At 40.4% G+C, this 19,319-nt stretch carries 14 protein-coding genes; 3 read left to right on the forward strand and 11 right to left on the reverse strand.

All coding sequences use genetic code 11. From position 1 onward, the window contains the following. Positions 1-129: 129 nt before the first annotated feature. From S4054249_RS12595 to S4054249_RS12610, 4 genes are all read right to left on the reverse strand, one after another. Positions 130-1,773 carry an FAD-binding oxidoreductase gene (locus S4054249_RS12595; protein WP_046357095.1) on the reverse strand — a complete coding sequence of 548 codons (1,644 nt, stop codon included), beginning with the start codon at positions 1,771-1,773 and terminating at the stop codon, positions 130-132. A gap of 256 nt (positions 1,774-2,029) precedes the next feature. Then, positions 2,030-3,793: a sensor histidine kinase gene (locus S4054249_RS12600; protein ID WP_046357094.1), complete on the reverse strand. Its 1,764-nt coding sequence runs from the start codon at positions 3,791-3,793 to the stop codon at positions 2,030-2,032. A 9-nt stretch (positions 3,794-3,802) separates the two neighbouring features. Then, positions 3,803-4,498, reverse strand: coding sequence for a response regulator transcription factor (locus tag S4054249_RS12605; RefSeq protein ID WP_046357135.1), 696 nt, complete (start codon positions 4,496-4,498; stop codon positions 3,803-3,805). A gap of 528 nt (positions 4,499-5,026) precedes the next feature. Next, positions 5,027-6,559, reverse strand: coding sequence for a leucyl aminopeptidase (locus S4054249_RS12610; RefSeq protein WP_046357093.1), 1,533 nt, complete (start codon positions 6,557-6,559; stop codon positions 5,027-5,029). A gap of 537 nt (positions 6,560-7,096) precedes the next feature. Here S4054249_RS12610 and S4054249_RS12615 point away from each other — a divergent pair. Continuing rightward, positions 7,097-8,536, forward strand: coding sequence for a M12 family metallo-peptidase (locus S4054249_RS12615; protein ID WP_080928401.1), 1,440 nt, complete (start codon positions 7,097-7,099; stop codon positions 8,534-8,536). Positions 8,537-8,607: 71 nt separating this feature from the next. Here S4054249_RS12615 and S4054249_RS12620 read toward each other — a convergent pair whose 3' ends face one another. Further along, positions 8,608-9,129: a hypothetical protein gene (locus S4054249_RS12620; RefSeq protein WP_046357091.1), complete on the reverse strand. Its 522-nt coding sequence runs from the start codon at positions 9,127-9,129 to the stop codon at positions 8,608-8,610. 287 nt (positions 9,130-9,416) lie between these two features. Between S4054249_RS12620 and S4054249_RS12625 the strand changes: the two genes are divergently transcribed. Beyond that, complete coding sequence (locus tag S4054249_RS12625; protein WP_046357090.1) at positions 9,417-10,691, forward strand: FG-GAP repeat protein; 1,275 nt, start codon at positions 9,417-9,419, stop codon at positions 10,689-10,691. A gap of 136 nt (positions 10,692-10,827) precedes the next feature. Here S4054249_RS12625 and S4054249_RS12630 read toward each other — a convergent pair whose 3' ends face one another. The 6 genes from S4054249_RS12630 to S4054249_RS12655 all read right to left on the reverse strand — a co-directional run bounded on the left by S4054249_RS12630 (position 10,828) and on the right by S4054249_RS12655 (position 17,627). Then, on the reverse strand, positions 10,828-11,301 hold the full coding sequence (locus S4054249_RS12630) for a GNAT family N-acetyltransferase (protein WP_052961047.1): 474 nt from the start codon (positions 11,299-11,301) through the stop codon (positions 10,828-10,830). A 266-nt stretch (positions 11,302-11,567) separates the two neighbouring features. After that, complete coding sequence (locus tag S4054249_RS12635; protein ID WP_046357089.1) at positions 11,568-12,533, reverse strand: hypothetical protein; 966 nt, start codon at positions 12,531-12,533, stop codon at positions 11,568-11,570. 165 nt (positions 12,534-12,698) lie between these two features. Next, positions 12,699-13,967 carry a hypothetical protein gene (locus S4054249_RS12640; protein WP_046357088.1) on the reverse strand — a complete coding sequence of 423 codons (1,269 nt, stop codon included), beginning with the start codon at positions 13,965-13,967 and terminating at the stop codon, positions 12,699-12,701. A 190-nt stretch (positions 13,968-14,157) separates the two neighbouring features. Further along, positions 14,158-16,125 carry a pyridoxal phosphate-dependent decarboxylase family protein gene (locus S4054249_RS12645; protein WP_046357087.1) on the reverse strand — a complete coding sequence of 656 codons (1,968 nt, stop codon included), beginning with the start codon at positions 16,123-16,125 and terminating at the stop codon, positions 14,158-14,160. 316 nt (positions 16,126-16,441) lie between these two features. Continuing rightward, positions 16,442-16,846 carry a VOC family protein gene (locus S4054249_RS12650; RefSeq protein ID WP_046357086.1) on the reverse strand — a complete coding sequence of 135 codons (405 nt, stop codon included), beginning with the start codon at positions 16,844-16,846 and terminating at the stop codon, positions 16,442-16,444. 220 nt (positions 16,847-17,066) lie between these two features. Next, positions 17,067-17,627: a GNAT family N-acetyltransferase gene (locus S4054249_RS12655; RefSeq protein ID WP_046357085.1), complete on the reverse strand. Its 561-nt coding sequence runs from the start codon at positions 17,625-17,627 to the stop codon at positions 17,067-17,069. Between the two features lie 285 nt (positions 17,628-17,912). On the opposite strand from S4054249_RS12655, the gene S4054249_RS12660 reads away from it, so the two are divergent. Then, positions 17,913-19,115 carry an endonuclease/exonuclease/phosphatase family protein gene (locus S4054249_RS12660; protein WP_052961046.1) on the forward strand — a complete coding sequence of 401 codons (1,203 nt, stop codon included), beginning with the start codon at positions 17,913-17,915 and terminating at the stop codon, positions 19,113-19,115. The last annotated feature ends 204 nt before the right edge of the window (positions 19,116-19,319 follow it).

The raw sequence follows: 19,319 nt of genomic DNA on the forward strand, positions 1-19,319 counted from the left end.
TCTGATTAGATTAATAAATAATTAAATATGGCAGGTATTATAGCGGGCTTTGTTAACATTGCTTTTTTAATCACGCCAACCGTAAAGCATGGATGACGTGATTGTAATTCAACCGGAAATAAAACGGCCTTAAATAATCGTCTTACGGCTTCTAAGTAAACACTTATCGTCTCTACTACATTCTAATTTAGTGTTGATCAACTCTTCGTACTTATCGACAAAGTAGTCTTTCGTTTCAACGGAGGCATCTTTAAAGCTGATGAACGACCCATACGTATGTGGAATATCATAGCTGCGACACGACTCAATCCAGTCTTGTGCTCTATTTTCATAAAAACGCGTGGCAATCTCTTGCTCTTTGCTCACTGGTTTACCCTTGTCTGGTTGGTCCCACCATGCTTGATATTGGATGGTAAAAGGTCGGTCTTGGTAAGGAAATGCACAAGACACCCTTTCGTTCAGCGGCGCTTTCAGTTTATTTGTGTAATACGGCCCACTTATTGCGCCAAGCGTAATATACGCAGACACGGTTGATTTACTATTTTGGTCAAAAAGCAAAGTCGACTGTAGAGATTTAACTAGCGCTTCTCGCCCTTGCTCATCCCAATCCGATGTAGGCATCCTTGAAGTAATTTTATGTGGTGCAGGTCCATCTGTTTCAAGCTCTATACCCGTACTGCGATCCCAGCTATCAAAGTTCAGAGCATAATCGCCTGCATTGCTGGCACTTGAGTGCACTTGCGCATCTGCATTCACTTTTTTATATAGTTCAGACAGTAAATTAGGTGCGTTTAACTGTGACGATTTTCCCCCTGTCAGTCCAACAATTTTTGCCCATTCTGCCAGCAATGCATCACGCTCCTCGATAGTTCCGCCAAAGTGTCCATTCATTTGCCAATCTAGTACAGCATCTTGACTGATTTCAGATGCGCAAGCCACCGCTTTGGCATCAACTTTTAAGTTAGTACCAATTAAGTTGTGATTTTTATCGTTTGCAATTAGGTGCTCCCAAGCAGCAATAATGGTTGTTGCTTTAATATTTTCCAGAGCAGGTAACGTATCTCTTTTAATCTCAAAACTTTGTGCAATTCCTGGCAGCTCAAATGGTTCGAAGAAAAACTCTGTGACAATACCGTAGCTAAGTCCTCCACCGCCTCGTAAGGCGCTTAACAGCTGGCTATTATGAGCAGACTGCGTTTTATTGTGGTAAGTCGCGCTTTGGCCAAGGTATTCAACTGTGCCATCACCAAGTACAATCGTGGCGCCAATCAGTCGCTCACACCCCATGCCATACCTACGAGTCCATGGTCCCCAACCGCCACCCATAGTGTAACCAGCGATCGCCACTGTCATACATGTACCATGAGGGATCCCAAGGTTGTGTTTATCAAGCTCCTCTTTTATGTTGACGAATTTTGCACCTGGCTGGATCCTGACTTGTGATTTATTCTCACTTACGTCAATTTCACCCATGCATGCAAAATCTATCAGCACTTTCCCCGTCGCGACGCACTCACCTTCATGGTCGTGGCCACCAGATTTTACAGTTAAATCAATGCCTTCTTTCTGTAAATACGCAATGAGTTCTGAAACCTGCTCAGTATTAGTTACTTGAGCAACAGCACTTGGGATAAAATCAAACTTGCGGTTAAACACTTTGCGTGATTGATTGTAAGGATTTTTTTCGCTATTAAAGTCGTCGTTTGGATAATATACATTGCTCTTCCCAACTATTGACTCAATATTCTCTTTTTGACTTTGGGTTAAAAACATTGCGATGCTTCCTTTTGTTCAGGCTAATACAATGTCTTTATTGTGGGTCGAGGTATAAAATAAAACTATTACAGATTGTTACAGCTACTTGGTATCTCTCGGAACTAAAATACACGTATACCCTTTCCTATATCAGACAAGTGTACTCGGTATAAGGCTGGAGCATCGTTCAGAACCACACACTTTTTTATAAGCCCCCTAAGTAAAGCTAACTGTATGCAATTGCATATCAATTCAATAATCTATTCCAATTCTTTTAGCTGTTTTTCTCATCATTGAGCTTTAACCTAAATGACACTAATAAAGCCAAACCAGGGTGCCTCCTTTGTACTTGAACCTCACCTTGCTGCGACAACATCAGCTCTCGGACAAGTGCTAATCCAATCCCCGTTCCTTTGGTATTTCGAGTAAGCTCACTACTCCCTCGATAAAAGAGCTCAAATATTTTATCCTCTTGCTCCTTGCTGATACCGTTGCCATAATCTCGGATCTCCAATTGGACCATTCTTTGGTTTGTTGGGTGCTGTTGAAAAATAAAATCAATTTTCTTTCGTGTCGGATCATCTATATTTGCTGATTTAAAAAACTTAATGGCATTGTCCGTTATATTTATCACCACCTGCGTAAAAGCGTCTGATTCTATAAATGCCAAAACAGACTCAGGTTTTGAAAACGCCAAGCGATGAACCTGTTCAAAGCCATGCTTGTCAGTCAATGACGAAATTTTAGAATGAATGATGTTTTGCAACACCGTCAACGGAATATATTCAGGATCAACCCTTTGCTGCTGACGCTCGAAAGCAGACAACTGCAAAATATTATCAATGAGTCGTGCCAACCTATCACTTTCATCACAGATAAAGTCGTAATATTCCCCTTGATGTTCTGGCGTAGTTATCATGCCAGATTTAAGCATCTCAGAGTACATTTTGATAGAAGTAAGCGGTGTTTTAAGCTCATGACTAACTGATGAGATAAAGTTATTCTTCTCTTCTGAAAGCGCCAACTGCTTAACACTAAAACGATAAAAACCATAGCAAGCCGATACAATGGCGATTAATAAAATACCGTTAAAGATTAAGCTAAATATGGTTGTACCAGCAAGTGGCATAAGTTGTGAGCTCACCGATATTGCATAATTTTTGTATGGCCAGTGCAGTCGAGCCTCAAAGATTGGTTGCTGCCTAAACAAATTATCAAGTATCTCAGGCTGTGTAACGGTAGGTACTCTCTCTACAGGCGAATATATAAAGTATGCATTGGGAACCATGTCATCCACAGCCTTCAACGTAACTGCAATGGGCATGTCAAAACGTCTATTCTCGAGGATATCTATCACTTGCTGGTGTAAATACGGGGCTCTTTTTATGACATACCCTTGTAACACCGGCTGATCCAAAACAGCAACAACACGATAAAAGATAATATATTCAGGCAAGTCAAAATTCACATCAAACTGACTTCCGTTAAGCTCTAGCCCAGTTCTCAGCATTGCTTTAATCGATTTAGATTGAAATACAGTGTGATAAACAGTTACCGCCATTTCACGACGAGTGATCGCCTCTAAGGTTTGTATTTCATTGGAAGTGTCAGCCAGCTCATCAACTGTAATTGCATCTGGCCAAATTGGAGAATTAAAATTGCCCTTGTGATCAATTTGAAAATACCCCACAAGTCCAGTGATATTTTGTGACCCATCAAGCTGCGCTAGAGGTGAAAGCACTTTTTGCGTTTGCTTAGTAACTGGGTTATGAATATAGCGATAATAGTTAAATGCATCCACTGGAATTTGATTACTAACACTGGTCATCCGAAACAGCTTTCTATTAATAACCCTGACTAAATTACTGGCTTCTTTTTGATACTCAGATAAGCGTTTTTTTTCCGATTGCTGATAACTAATAAAAAACAGCAATGAAAGTGGAATTAATAACACAAATAGAAGTAAAACCGCCGAGATACGAAGACGTTTTAAGCGCTCAGAGTAATTGAGTAAGCGCTTATTTTTTATGAAAGTCATGTATTATTCTTATTGTATGTAGAGCTGATATCCTTCACCTCTGTGGGTGATCAAATGCTTAGGCTTTTTAGGGGCAATTTCAATTTTTTTACGGATTTTCGCAATGTGGATATCTACAGTCCGAGTGTCAATATCCTTCGTTTCTTTATATCCCCAGACATGTCTTAACAAATCATCACGAGACACTAACCCGCCTTTACGATTTAAATAAGCCAAAATTTCAACTTCTCGACGCGTGTACTTAATATCTTGTTGATAAGAGCTTCCAGTAAGTGATTGTAAACAAACTGAAACTTGCTCACTAAGCGTGATGATATCGCCTTGTTCTGTCCACCCTGATCGCCGGACTAATGCACTAACTCTCAGCACCAGCTCTGAAGTTGAAAAAGGCTTTGACACATAATCATCAGCACCAAGTGTGAGCGCATTAATGATGTCTTCCTCAGCATTTTTCGCCGTTAACATCATAATTGGTTGAGTACGAGAATGAGCACGCAGAGTATTGCAAATATCAAAACCATTTATTGACGGCAGCATAACATCGAGCAAAATACAGGTGTAATCACCCGATATCCCCTTTTCTAACCCCTCTTTTCCATCTACGGCACTGTCAACATCATAGCCATGAAATACAAATAAATCAGTCAAACCTCTTAATATGCTTGGCTCATCTTCAACGATGAGTAACTTTGGTTTAATACTCAAACCACTTCCTTTTCTTGATATAAATTTAATGCTGATCAAGGGCTTTTTCTCATTTCTTTTTATATAAAACCCAACCACATCTATATAGTCCATCTTCAGTGTACCAATTTTCATAAAAGTTTAAATGCAAACTTTTGTAAACTTTAAACGTCTAACTTTTACGTTCCTTGCCTACATACCATCTAAAAACTCGACTATTATTTGCTTTGTACACTGTATGTAAAACCTTTTCGGAAAACAGATAATTTATTAATTTAATACTTCTTCTATATCTATATCCGCCAAAGCGGCCCTATTATAATGGTGCCGCTTTTTTTAGCCTCTAGATGAAACTTGTTAAAAACTAAATAAATGGCCAATTTATAAAGATAACGCGCACGACAAAGCTATACGAGCCCTATATGAATACGCAGTATGGAATGATTAATTTGAAGTACTTAAAAAATGATTCGTGTGAAGAGTAATTTTGCGTAAACATAGAGTGCAAAACCTAACTTGCAGTAGCACTCTATGCAAATAACCAACTGTTTAGTTGCTATTTTGTCTAACTAATTGATCTAAAAACCGTACACCCCAGCCTTGAGAGCCTTTTGGTGCCACAGCAATCGGCTGATTTAACCAATCAACGCCCGCAATATCCAAATGAACCCATGGAATATCTTTATCTACAAACGTTGCCACCACTGCAGCTCCGATACTTGCACCTGGGTTACCTGCACCTGAGTTTTTAATGTCTGCAATGTCTGACTTAATCTGCTTAAAGAAATTAGGGTGTAGAGGCAAAGGCCAAACCGCTTCACCACTGGCTTCACCGACCTGCATCATGTTTTGAGCAAGAGACCAATCACGCGTAACCATGGCCGCATACTCATCACTTAATGCTCTCGCTGCTGATCCTGTCAACGTTGCAATATTAACAAGCATTCTAGGCTTAAATTCATCTTGTGCATAACGAACTGCATCCGCTAGCAACAAGCGACCCTCTGCATCTGTTGAGATGATTTCAATTGTCGTACCTTGCATTGTTGTCAGTACGTCACCCGGACGTATAGCATCTTCAGCTGGCATATTTTCAGCAAGCGGCATCACACCTACTAGGTTGACGCGCTCACCTCTACTTGCCACTGCTAGCATAGTGCCAGCAACCGCTGCAGCGCCAGACAAATCAGATTTCATCTGCCACATGCCGCTGTTTTTCTTCAAACTGATACCACCGGTATCGAACGTGATCCCTTTACCCACCAGCGCAATTGGCGCGTCTTTTTTGTTACCGCCACGGTAGTTGATCACCAACATGCGTGGTTCATGAATTGAGCCCAAGCCAACACCTAAAATTGCGCCCATATTTCGCTTTTTCATTTCTCTGACTTTCATCACCTTGATATCAACGTTATCAATGTCATCAAAGGCATCTTTTACTCTATCAACAAAGCTCTGCGGGTAAATAGATTTACCAGGCTCTGAAGCCATATCGCGGGTTAGGTGTACACCTTGCACCATATACTTTAAATCGTCATTATATTTTTTTGTGGCTGCAGCACTGTTATTGCTATGAAGCACAAAATTACGAGGAGAAGATTGCTTTGCCTGAGCTTTATATTTATCAAAGTGGTAGTCACGAAGACCTGCACCCATCGCAATCCAAGCAGCAGGTGTTGATACTTGTGTGTTTAAAGTATCAGTGATCAACGCATACTGATCTTTGCCATTGGCTGGCGTGCTCGCCGCTGCATAACCACCTAAGTCTTGCAGTTGGGCTTGAGTTAATTCATTAAAACCCGTACCAATGACTGTAATTTGTGCAAAAGGCGCCAGACCATAAAATGTTTGCGTTTTTCCAAATCCACTTTTAAAGCCCGCACTTTCAATCGCGCCCTGCAATTGACCGTTTGTTTTTGTGTTTACTTGCGCCGCAAGCCCGCTTAACGAACTGGCGTTATCGACAAAAATAATTAAACGCTTTTTTTGCGTTAAATCGAGTTTAGAGAATTGAATATTAGGGAGCGCTTGCGCCATGCTTGTTACCAACATAGCCAGCACAGCAAGTGTGAATTTGATCATGCTATTAATCCGCTTAATTAAACCTGTAACACCAAAAGTGTCGTGTTGAGAGCCAAAACCTTAAACAGAGCTGAGTATAGTCAAGGTTTGAGCAGTATGAACTCTACCTTGTCTGAGTAGATGTAACCATTTGTTATCGATGAATATGCACAATTTTGCTATGTACTGAAGGAAGCCTTTGAAACTGAACGCAAGGCCGTATTTGCATACATGCTTGCCCGTAAATTAGACACGACGCCAGTATACACAACTATCTTTGACAAATAGCATTTTCAATGACCTACCTATCAAGCTTTGAAGAAAATTTCATTTTGAAACTTTAATATAAAAATTGATTATCCCCCCAAAAAAACCAACAAAAATACAGACAAACTAGAGCTAAAACCCCATTGAAAATAGAATAAAAAAAATAAAGCCAGTGTAAAAATATAAAAATCATAATATAACTCCACTTCATTCCTTTAAGAATTGTTTTTAAACATTTACTTTGATTATCTAAAAAAGAACAAAAAACAATCAAAAATAAAGGAAAGGAAAATGAATAAACGGAATACCGCCCTGATATCAATTACATTCTCATGCATGTCAGTGCCAAGCTTTTCGGCCAATTTAGAGCAGATAGTTAACACTTTTTCCAATGGCCAAACCTTAGATTATATTATCTCTAAATCTCCTGTTAATTCGCTTACAGCTCAGTCATTGTCCTATCGAGGAAAATTACCAAATGGTACACACTATGCTCTCGAGTTTGATGCGAAGAGAGTCGATGAAAAGACAGGCACTATCTATTTACACGACACCCAGAGCATACCCCACGGAATGATAAGCGTGTCGCGCGACGGGACTATTCAAGGTGAGGTTTCAACATCTAACGGAAAATTTAAACTTATCAGCGCACTAGACAATTTACTAACAATACAATCTCATATCCCTGAGACCTTATGCATGGATCTAGAGCATGATGTAATGTCTACTAATAAACACCACCATGGTTTATCAACCCTCCCGACTAATATGTCTCAACATGGCGCAACACCTAAGCAAGATAATCTAGTTAGAATATCTATTTATTACACCAATAATGTCGCTCGTGCTTATCAAGAAATGGGGTTAAATATCAAACAAGCGATCGACTTTGTGATAGAGCGTTCAAACCAAGCTTATAAAAATAGTGGTATTAACGTCACGTTAGAAATCGCCAACATCCATCATGCAAACTATGATGAATTCCACTACCAGATTTCTTCTCTCGACTTTTTCTTAAAAAAAGGAGAAAACATCAATAAACTCAAAGTGTCATACCCAGATGTAGACTTTATCTGGCCAGATGATGGGTTTGACAAAGATTTAAAGCAAAGCGAAAAGTATGGCTCTGATATGGATATGCTGATCACCAGCCATGAACAAGGATACTGCGGTGCAGCACTCACCATCGGCGCTTTAGATCGCAGCGAGTCCGCTGCGGTTACCAATATGCGATGTTTGGATAATGTCACCTTTGAGCATGAAATCGGCCACTTGTTTGGCGCTGAACACAACTGGGAGGCTACGCTCGAAGTGCCTTATGTGTCTCGTTATGCCCATGGCTACTATGATGCCGAAGATTGGTCATTCAGAACTATCATGACCTACAGCTGTGTCTATTCTGCTGCCGCACCAAAAGAGTGCCCCGTCATTAATTACTTTTCAAACCCAAAGAAAGAATTTGACGGCAAGCCTATCGGGACGTTCGAAGAGCACAATAACACAAGACAGCACAACGAGTGGGGCCCCTTAATCACTGGGTTTTCTCATGGTGCAGACTGCTCACAATTTGACGCGTGGCTTTCAAATACTTCATATGTTAAAGGAAGTGAAGTAAGTCATGATGGTCATTTATATCGTGCAAACTGGTGGAGCCACAATGATTTACCAAGTGAAACAAGCAGTAAAAGCGAGTGGAAAGAAGTCTGGCAACAGCTAACAAACTGTAAATAACCGCATAAAAAGAGCACCGAGGACCCTCTGTGCTCTTTTTTATGAAATAACTATACTCATAGAGTGAGTGCCTACGACTTATCTAGGCCAAATAATATGCTATTCGACACATTTATATCACCTTTAATCAATGAACAAGGTGCACTTCCCCCTTCTTGACAACAAGGTTGCTTATTATTCATCGTCCATCCTTTACGACACAGTAATCCAGTTCCTAAGGGCCCAGGGTTATCAAGTAAACAGGGTGAACAACTCGGCGCAAAGCATGTCCCATTTTTGAACTCTGATTCTGTGCATAACACCAACTGGCGTGGATTTTTAAACGACGCATTTTCAATAAGAACAGATACTCTCCTCAATGCACTACGTAGCTCATCAAGTGACAAGTCTAACGCCGCATAGTGAACCATACGTTCATATTCTTTCTTGTAACAGTCATTCTCAAATTGTGATGCCGCCAAGTAAATCATGGCGGTATTGAGGCGGGCTTTTAGTCCATGTTTAATATTACTTTCTTGCCCGCTATTGGCTGCACATGCGGATAAACTAAAAAATAGGGCTGAACATAAAATCACTTTTAAATATTGAATCACTTAAAATCCTTTTAACTAAATTGAAAACACTAAAATTAAGTAATAACAAAGAAAAAGTCGATTACACTCTATTACTTGATGACGGCTTGCTTTATATATCGTCTAACGCACTATCCACTCAGATATAACTCATAAAAAACCATTTAATTTATGTAAAAAATCATTAATTACACAAAACCTCTTTATAATTATCATAATACTTTAATCGTCTCTCTAAGGACCTTGTTAAAATATTATAAGTTGCATATATTGTTCCCATTAAAATATCTAACCCAAGGATAATATTGATGAAATCGGGTGCATTCCTCAAACTGATGTCTTGTTTGACCTTTCTTGTCGCTTGCCAAAGTGGAGCTAATCAACAAAAACTATTACCTCATGATGGTAAAACAGAAGACAGCTTCGGCTTTAGTGTTGCAGTAGACGGCACAACCGCTTTAGTAGGTGCGTTTAAAGCAGATCTTAAAACAGTTGAAAATGCTGGAGCAGCTTATATCTTCACCCTTAGTAAGAATGGCTGGATCCAAGAAGCCAAGTTGGTCGCTGAGCCGGCTTTTAAAGAGGACACCCTTGGAGGCAATGTCGCACTCAAAAACAACATGGCCATGTTAGGTGTATCAAGAAGAGACAGCCATGGCAAAGATGCCGGTGCAGTGATTACTTTTGAAAAACAAGATGATACTTGGACGCAAAAGCAAATATTAACTGCGATGGATGGAAAAGCAGGCGATGTATTTGGGCAAAGCATTGCGCTCACAGAGCGTTTTTTAGTCATTGGCGCTCCCCACAGTGACGCGCCACATAAGGACTCTGGCTCAGCTTATGTCTATACCCGCAAAAACGATGCATGGCATTTTCAAACCAAGCTAACCGCCAAAGACGGTGCAGCAGACGACTTGTTTGGGATCAGTGTTGCGATTGATGGCAATACCATTCTTGTCGGTGCAGACTTGCATGATGAAATTGCACCAGAAGCCGGTGCTGTTTATGCTTATGAATTTGATGGCAAGCAATGGCTACAACAAGCTAAATTGTTGGCAAAAGATGGCGGCGACACAGATATCTTTGGTGTAAGAGTTGCGTTACAGGGCAATACCGCTCTGATCTCTGCCAGAAGAGACGATATTGCAGGCGTGGGGGTGGATGCGGGTTCTGCATATATTTTTGAGCGAACTGAAGGAAAATGGGTACAAATACAAAAGCTGACTGCGCCCGATGCCTATGCAGATGACCGGTTTGCACGTGGCGTAACACTCTCTAAAGACACCGCATTAATCAGCGCCATGCACCATGACGTCAATAGCAGCAACGCAGGTGCTGTTTATGTGTATAAAAAACACGATGGTCAGTGGCAATACACCTCAAAAATTGTCGCCAAAGACGGGAAAGCCGATGACAAATTTGGCTGGAATCTATCGCTATCAAATCAACATGCCATTGTTGCCGCCCCCCACCGTGATGATAACGGCAAATCGTCAGGCGCGGTCTATATGTTGGATTTGGAAAGCCAAACAGCCACCAACTCCAATAAAGATACAGATAATAATGCTAAATTGAACTAAATAAAATATGGTGTAAAAAAAGTACAACTATTAAAAATGTACTTTTTAATATTTTTTATACAAACCTTGTTATTTTTTTATACTAGTGACAACTGAGAAATTAAAGGTACTTTGACAGTACCTTTTTTTAAATGAATTACCTTAATGATTTCCAAAACACAATTTTGTCATCATCTTTATCGTAATACTCTGGAATAACAGCAACGGAGATATAACCACATTGAGGATAAAATTTACGGGTTAGTTCATACTCTGGCAGCCCAGAAGTTTCAACCAACATAATTCGAGCCTGCTTCTGAATAAGCACCGACTCTACATGCGCAATTAGCGTTCTGCCGACGCCATGACCTTGATGTGACTTTAATACAGCTATTAATAGTAAGTTCCAAGTTCCCTCTGTCATTCTCTCTGGAGAGCAATAAGCTATCGCTAAAATTTGCTTATCAGGACTTTCGACAATGAACCATTTTTCCTCTGATGTCTGAGAGAAAAAAGGCTCACTCATTTCGTCCAAAAACTCAGATGGGAACATCTGGTTATCTTCAATGATCAGTTTTGCTGCTGATAAATCAGACGGGGCCATTTCACGAATAAATAGATTACTTTTCAATTTCAATTACTCATAATTAGATAATAGAAAACCGCTCAAAAACATGATGTTTTCGAGGAAATAGAAACTAGCGACCGGATGGTGCTAGTGATTTGTCACAATGATATTCAAAAAATTACCAGTTAAGTTTATTCGTTGGTGAAATCCCACACCTAAAGTGTAACTGAAAACTGTACGTTAAAGCAATTTTCGCCACGAACGCAAAGCTACATTTAAAATCTAGCAGCTGTAATTTGTTTCTAGACATTATTCTTTATGATTCGTTACTAAACCACATAATCAATCTGCTGTACTAAACTCGGCTTGCCCTGCTCGTCAAGATAAAAGCCTGACTTTCTGATTGCGCCTTTAAGCTCGCCTTGCTCGCGAATATTCAGCGGCGTTTCTGCATTTTGCAGCCCTATCGCACCAATATTGGCCTCTGACAATGTCACCAATTTGTCTTCATCTTTATTTTTTATCCACACTCTAAGGCTGTCAAACACCTCGTCATTTTCGTCAATAAAGCCGTTACCATCCTGATCGTATTGGGCTAAATCAGCAAAACCATTACCACTTAACGCCCCGAATAGCTCAGTACCATCATCAATGCGTGAATTATTGTTTAGATCCAAAGCCAAAAAACCATAGCCTTTTTTAAGATGTGAGAATGTATCTGCTTTGCCATCGGCATCAATATCAAACTGCATCTGCTCACTGTCCAGTTCAACTGCCTTATTGGTAAAACTGATAATAAGTGGATCTTTCATATTAATATCTTCAATCGTACGCTCGTAACTGGTGTGAGACTGCTCAAATACAGACTTAAACGCAAAGGCAATTTGCTCGCCATTTTGTAGTGTAATTTGCCCACCTGCTTTAAATACATTGGACTGCTGCTCATGACTCAAACGCTCAATAATGACATGGGTCGGCTCAAGCTGCTCGGCATCTGCAGCAGCAAGTTCAGCCGCTGCTTCAGCTTCTGCCACATCCTTACCTATGGTATCATCATACCAACTCACTTCTTTTCCAGTGAGTTTCTGTACCAGTAGCTTAAGAATATACAGCTTTGCATCGTTGCCCATCTCCATGTCACTTGCGGTTTGCTCTGCCTTAGCAACTTCAGCGTCAGCCATTGGCAAGGCGCTTTGCTCCTCATCAGGTATCATGACTTCTGTGCGCTGCTCGCTGACGTGAAACTGACTTTCATGCTTGTTACGCATCTCAATTTGTGCACTTTCAATTTTCATAGCTCCTCCAAGCCCATCCATGTAATTTGGTTATCGGCAAAAAAGTCTATAAATTAAGCAGAATTTTCTAATCATAAAACAAGAAGCAAGCGCTATGTGGGGCGTTGTTTCAGCATGTATCAATTGCCCACAATGGATACATAAATGGGCAAGTGAATTTAGGCCTTATTGCCTTAGCATAACAGTACTAGGCAATACCGGATCACAGTCATGATAAACTTCACTGCTATAAGTGCGTGAAACACTATTAATGCAGTATCCATCCGCGTAGTTTGTCTCGCCTAAATGCGGGTTTTTAGCCTTCCCATGAATACGATTACCACTGAAATGGCTCAACCCTGAACTAACCTGAAGTGAAAATTCATAAGTAAGCATACCTCTGGCTGTTATGTGTGGGCTATGAATCGTCACTTGATTACCACCAATATAATGCTCACCGATAGCTTGGATCCCTCTGTAAGCTCTTTGCAACTCTATGACATTGCTTGAAATTATATTTTCTGAGCATGGCGTCAAATGACAAAGTGACAATATAGCGGATGAGGTAGTGCCTATTGTTTGACGATCAACATTGTTACTTTGACCATTTGAAAAGAGGCGATTGTAGTGAACATTGAAATTACTTGCTAAAAGCTTAATGCCATTATTACCAAAAGCATTAATTTCATTATCTGATATAACTCCATAATAACAACGATCCACACAGTCCATACTTTGCACGTAAATTGCGCTTGAATCTAAATAACCATAAACGTCACGAATGGTATTTTTAGATACTTCTACCTGACCAGATACTGACCCGACTATAGATATTCCCCGGTGCGCCAAACGCCCTTCCCGTACAAGATCTACACCATTAAAATACCTATCAGAACTGGCGTCATGCCCTCCAACTCTATCTATGAAATTATTGAAAATATGAATATTACGACTGTTTGTGATCTGAATCGCCCGAGCTGGATAAATTTCTGAGTAACGCGTTATGGTGCCAGTTTTAAAATCAGTCCCTAAAAAACGACTGAATACCGAGTAAGAAATATCAATGCCATCCACACCTTGTACTTCTACACCTTTTGTTGCTAAAAAGTCCCCATCAATCATAACTTGCCTGATCTGGCTCCCACTGGCATTTTCGGTAAACTTGAGCATAGCAGCAGAATTGGCAAACTTATTTTTAGCAATAATCTGAGCGGTATGCCCTATCCCTTCAAATCGGATAGGTCTATCAATTATCAAAGGTTTAGTAATTAATATGGGTTGTCCGCAGATATAAATATTACTTATGCGGCTATCGGCCAAAAAGCTTCTTAGCGCCTCTTCTTTAAGTTCGGGTGGATTTATATCATCCCACCCCCAGCATAAGTCTCCATCATGGTGTGCCAACACAGATACAGATAAAAGTAGTAAAACGATTCCAAAACATAATCTTTTCATTTTTGTCCCTTATGAAAAATAATGATTCTGGTACTACTATACGCTTTGTAGTTCAGGCAAAAATAACCTCCAAATTAAAAGCGGATAACCCAGTTGCCTAATTTAACTTAAATATTCACCTCTAAATCTGCCAAGTTAAGCCCCAACATCACTGTCAGGCCAAAACTTAACGCCTTTTAAAAGGTCAAACCTATTGATCGACAACCTTTAAGATGATCTCCTCAAGGTAGTTTAAATACATATCCATATAAGTGACGCCGTTTTTATCATCTGATAACCATGGATTCATTAAAGTATGTCGTAAGACAAACAGTGCGTTATCTTGGCACTCAACCTGTTCAACATCTCTCACAAACGAATGTGGATCAAGGCCAAGCTTAATACATAAGTTGTGCGCTACTTCATCATTGATGTTTTTTCTAAAAATAGAGGTATAAGAGCCGATAAACTCCTTGCTAAACATAGGTGTCGACTTCTCAATTTTAATGTGCTCAAACACTTTGCGAGTAAAGTCATTTAACACTCGTGTACTGGTGTTACCCGCGGGGTTAATGGCCAAGCAAATCAAGTTTGTGTCAGGCTCTATTGGCGCTATCAAGGTTGCTTTACCTGCAAGCTTTTCACTCAATGCTGAAATCTTATGGTAAAACACTTCTGTGGTGCGAATCGTGCTGGCAGGTAATTTACCAAAATGCTCAGCATTGAGTGGCAATACATTTTGTGCCACATAGCTTGCTGCCGCAGCTGCCCCCGGCTTTGAGCCCTCCATGATATATTGCCCTAGCTGATTTAACTTTGGTTCAGGCTCAACAAATCGGTTCTTTTTATCAAATACATAGGCAGCTTCTTGCACCACAAACCCACACATATTCTTATTCCTAGCGATAAATGCACCGCTGCCAAAGGGCATATAACCTAGCTTATGTGGGTCAACCGTGATGGAATCTGTCTCACACAACGCTGCAAATGCATTGTAGACTTTGGCTGATGGGAAATATTCAAACCCCGCTTTCACCGCTTCATGTTCGCGCATTTGGTTATTTTCATCTCTGAATACAGAAGACAAATAACCACCCCACGCGGCATCCACATGAATATAGTAGTTCAGCCCTTCGTCTTGAATCATTTCATCACGTAACGACACGATATCAGAGATAGGGTCAACAGTACCAAACTCGGTAGTCCCCAAAACACCGATAACAGCAAGTACGGTACGGTTTTCAGATTTCGCTTTAAGCAATAGCTGCTTAAGTGCAGCTGGGTCTAAGCGCATTTTTTCATCTGTGGGGACTTGCCATAGGTTTTTACTGCCTATGCCCAAAATCTTCATGGCTTTTATCCATGAATAATGTGCAGTGGCTGGTACAAACACCACTGGCTGTTTTAAATCTTTATGCTGGTCGAAAAAGTCAATATGGCCTTGGTGTTCAATCCGCTGCTCTCTCAGTAATTCGATCAGCTCATCATATTTCTCATCACCCATGGCCTTGAGTTTATTCAAGCAATTAACACGTACTTGCACCACTTCATCAATTGAGAGATTCATTAACTCCCAAGTTGACATACTGTGTAATGAACGCCCATTACCATCAACAAAGTCAATGTCTGCCAACTCACCACATCGTTTTACTGCCAGTGGGTAATACTTCACAGAGCGAAACATCCATAAGCTTTGGTAATTTGCCACAGTGCCACCAGAGGTTAAATGCCCCCATGCCACTGGGCCCTTGTCTGCATTCAGGTTATAACCAAACATTTCTGCCAACTTATTGCCAACCTCTAGCTCCATTTTTACAGTGACTGGCGCGGCTTCTTCTGTCACGTTATTGGGGTTATATAGCGCGGTAATGAATTGCGCTAACATCCCAGGTAACAGTAAATCTGAAGCCATATGGCCGATATAGCGAGGGTTATAAAACGGCACGGATTGCTTTAAATCAGCGCTCAGTTTATGTAACTCTTGCTTGGTTTTGGCCATCGTTTCTAGATAATGCGAAGACTGCTTTTCAATGATAGAGACTGGGGGCAAATCTTCTGGGTGAAAACTACGCCGCCAATAAACGTGGTCCCGAAAGAACTCTAAAAAGATATCTTCAAACTCGTGGTTATTTTCACCATAAGAGCCAAGAAAGTAAGGGGAAAAAAGGCGTATATCCATGTCAATTTACTCAGTCTTTATATTAAAACAATCATTCACCATGCCGTCGCAATAATGCGCCCACATGCTGCTACCCTGTGCACTGTATATTGCTCGTTTTCCTATATAGATATAGATATAGATGAACAATATATAAACGCACCAAGAGTACGTCTCATAGACTCAGTAATTAATAAAAAATTTAATCAAAGCGTATTTATTAAACAATGACTTGAGGTAGAACAAATTTAATCGAGTATATTGGTATGTATTTTTGAAGTCGGCTAGGGCTCTCGCAATAAAACCATCTCATGAAGTTCCTTCTTCGAACGTGAGGTTATTTCTTTAATTCAAGTAAGTCCCATTTATTACCGTACAGATCTTCAAAAACAACCACAGTTGCGTACTGTTCAACTCGTGGCTCTTCATGAAAAACCACGCCATTGTCTTTCATCAAATTATAATCGCGCCAAAAGTCATTGGTTTGCAGGAATAAAAACACTCTTCCACCACTTTGATTACCGACAGCCTGCTTTTGCGCTGTATTACTGGCTTGTGCTAAAAGTAAATTGGTGCCGTTTGAATTAGGCGGAGCAACCTGAACCCAGCGTTTTCCAGCACCCAAATCAGTATCTTCTACTAGGGTAAATTGTAGCTTCTGCGTATAAAATTCAATGGCCTCATCGTAATTTTCAACCACCAATGCGATGTTACCAATTTGTTGTTGTATTGCTTGGGTCATATTCTTGTCCACGATAAAAAGCCCAGTTTATACTAAAAAAATCAAAGGCAATAAAGTAGTTCAAGATAAGAGGCGTAACGCCTTTCGGGACGGGTTCATAATTGATGAACAATATCTGTTCTAAATACCTACCTAAAACCGAATAAGGTTATTTAAATTAAAGCAAGCGGAGTTTACTTTAGCAATCGCGAGATAACTCCTTTGAATTCATTTAGAGTAGTTAAACAATATGCGCCTTATGCGCTAACCACTCTTCGCGTGAAACCCAGTAGCGGATATGATTAACTCTATGATCATATAAAAACTCTGCATCTGGTTTGAATTCTTTGCTCACAAAACCTAATCGAAGTGCAATGTCCTGACTTTTATAATTGTGTTCAGCAATCGAAAGGGAAACTTTGTTTAGTGCCAATGTTTCAAATGCATAGTCAATTAATCTACTCACGCATTGGGTTGCAATTCCCTGCCCTTGATACTGCTTTGCAAGCCAGTAACCAATCGATGCGCTGCCATTGATTATATCTATGGGGTGATATCCGCACATGCCTACCAAAGTATGTTTCACATATATTCCGCCCATCAAACCAAGTCCATCATGCAATTGCTGATGGGTTGTTTTAATGAACTCTGCGGAGTCTTTCACTGACTGGGTAAAATCAAGCCAAGGGAGCCACTGTTTTAGGTATTGCCGATTGTCGTCAACGAGTGTAAATAAAGCAGGGGCATCAGACAAAGCCAATAACTTCAAACAGATTTCATCACTTACTGCTAATTTTTCCAAGTTCTGCTCCTACTCTAAAGACTCTACACAAAGGTTTACTTTGAACGGCTACAAATGTCGACTCCACTACGCGCCATTATTCAAACAAAAAAGCGCAAACCTGACTTATTTCAATCGACACGTTAGTACCTATATTAAGAACCTATCAAGTTATCCTCTCTTTGTGAAGCCCTTAAGCAATTATTCCATACAAATTAAAAAACCAAATAATTAACATACTTTTAAACCCTCTTTGAACAACAAACAGGTAGACTATCGACAATTGCATTTTGTATTAGGTTAATAATGAAACCATCATTAGTATCAATTGCCTTAGCGGCAACTTTGCTAGGCACTGGCTGCCAACAAACATCGACTCAAACAACTGACACAACCACGATTAACGACACCACGATACGTGTTGCAACGTTCAATGTGAGTATGGAGGCTACCAATTACCAGTCTGATAAAGCGCTAGATGTGTCTGGTAATGTATTAACTAAGGCGTTAAAAAGCGGTGAAATAAAGCAAATCAATAATATTGCCGAAATCATTCAACGTACACGCCCAGACATTATCCTTTTAAATGAATTTGACTATATTGCCGACCCAGAGCAAGGTATTAACTTATTTAAAAGTAAGTACTTAGAGGTGTCTCAAAATGGCTTTGAGCCAATTTCTTATCCTCATGTATATTTAGCACCTGTCAATACGGGCGTTAAAACGCATTTGACTGGCAAAGACAACAAACTCACTCATTATGGATTTGGCAAATATCCGGGCCAATACGGCATGGTGCTGCTATCAAAGTTCCCAATAGACGCTGATCAAGTGCGTACTTTTCAACACTTTTTATGGAAAGATATGCCAAACAACATGATGCCAACCACCGAAGAGGGTAAGAGCTGGTATGCACAACCTGAACGTGACATCATGCGCCTTTCTTCAAAATCTCATTGGGATATTCCAGTTCAGGTCTGCAACCAGCAACTAAACGTGCTTGCTAGCCACCCGACGCCACCTGTTTTTGATGGGCCTGAAGACAGAAATGGTAAAAGAAACCATGATGAACTAAGGCTTTGGAAAGACTATATTTCTGCAACTGGTCACAGCTACATTTACGATGACACAGGTGTGAAAGGCGGTTTCAGCGGTTCATCTTTTGTGATTGTCGGTGATTTAAATGCCAGTGACGTCGATGGTGATGGGCACCCTAATGCCATCAAGCAGCTCCTCACACACAGTCGAGTAAACAACTTAGCCACACCTAAATCAGAAGGTGGAAGATCAAACAAACCGCAAAATGCAAATGCAGTGGCACATACCGCACATTGGGGGATGCGCGCTGATTACGTGCTGCCATCGAGTGACCTCAACATCATTGATAGCGGTGTGTTTTGGCCAGCGCAGCATGAATCTGGCGCTGAGTTAGTTGCAAATAGAGCCGCCTCTTCTGATCACAGGTTAGTATGGGTAGATATTTTATTGCCAAGCAATTGTGCCAAGTAAAGGCATATGAGCAGACTATTTAGTCTGCTCAGAACCTGCCTTGCTCCACCGGCAGTTTCCAAATCGAATGGGTAAGCCCAAAGCGCTCAAATATCTCTGAGGCTTCTTTTACTGTCCATTTTTCCCAATCAGGGCTCAAATGGCGTCCGTACCAGACTTTTGAAAATGCCCAAATATGCTCAATTGGCTGAATATCCCCCTTAC

Origin of the sequence: Pseudoalteromonas luteoviolacea, assembly GCF_001750165.1 — a bacterium.
Lineage (GTDB): Bacteria > Pseudomonadota > Gammaproteobacteria > Enterobacterales > Alteromonadaceae > Pseudoalteromonas > Pseudoalteromonas luteoviolacea_G.

Coding starts and splice junctions, on each gene's coding strand:
- S4054249_RS12625 (WP_046357090.1), top strand. CDS start 9,417: ATGAAATCGGGTGCATTCCTCAAACTGATGTCTTGTTTGACCTTTCTT.
- S4054249_RS12650 (WP_046357086.1), bottom strand. CDS start 16,846: ATGACCCAAGCAATACAACAACAAATTGGTAACATCGCATTGGTGGTT.
- S4054249_RS12660 (WP_052961046.1), top strand. CDS start 17,913: ATGAAACCATCATTAGTATCAATTGCCTTAGCGGCAACTTTGCTAGGC.
- S4054249_RS12640 (WP_046357088.1), bottom strand. CDS start 13,967: ATGAAAAGATTATGTTTTGGAATCGTTTTACTACTTTTATCTGTATCT.
- S4054249_RS12635 (WP_046357089.1), bottom strand. CDS start 12,533: ATGAAAATTGAAAGTGCACAAATTGAGATGCGTAACAAGCATGAAAGT.
- S4054249_RS12610 (WP_046357093.1), bottom strand. CDS start 6,559: ATGATCAAATTCACACTTGCTGTGCTGGCTATGTTGGTAACAAGCATG.
- S4054249_RS12615 (WP_080928401.1), top strand. CDS start 7,097: ATGAATAAACGGAATACCGCCCTGATATCAATTACATTCTCATGCATG.
- S4054249_RS12600 (WP_046357094.1), bottom strand. CDS start 3,793: ATGACTTTCATAAAAAATAAGCGCTTACTCAATTACTCTGAGCGCTTA.
- S4054249_RS12645 (WP_046357087.1), bottom strand. CDS start 16,125: ATGGATATACGCCTTTTTTCCCCTTACTTTCTTGGCTCTTATGGTGAA.
- S4054249_RS12595 (WP_046357095.1), bottom strand. CDS start 1,773: ATGTTTTTAACCCAAAGTCAAAAAGAGAATATTGAGTCAATAGTTGGG.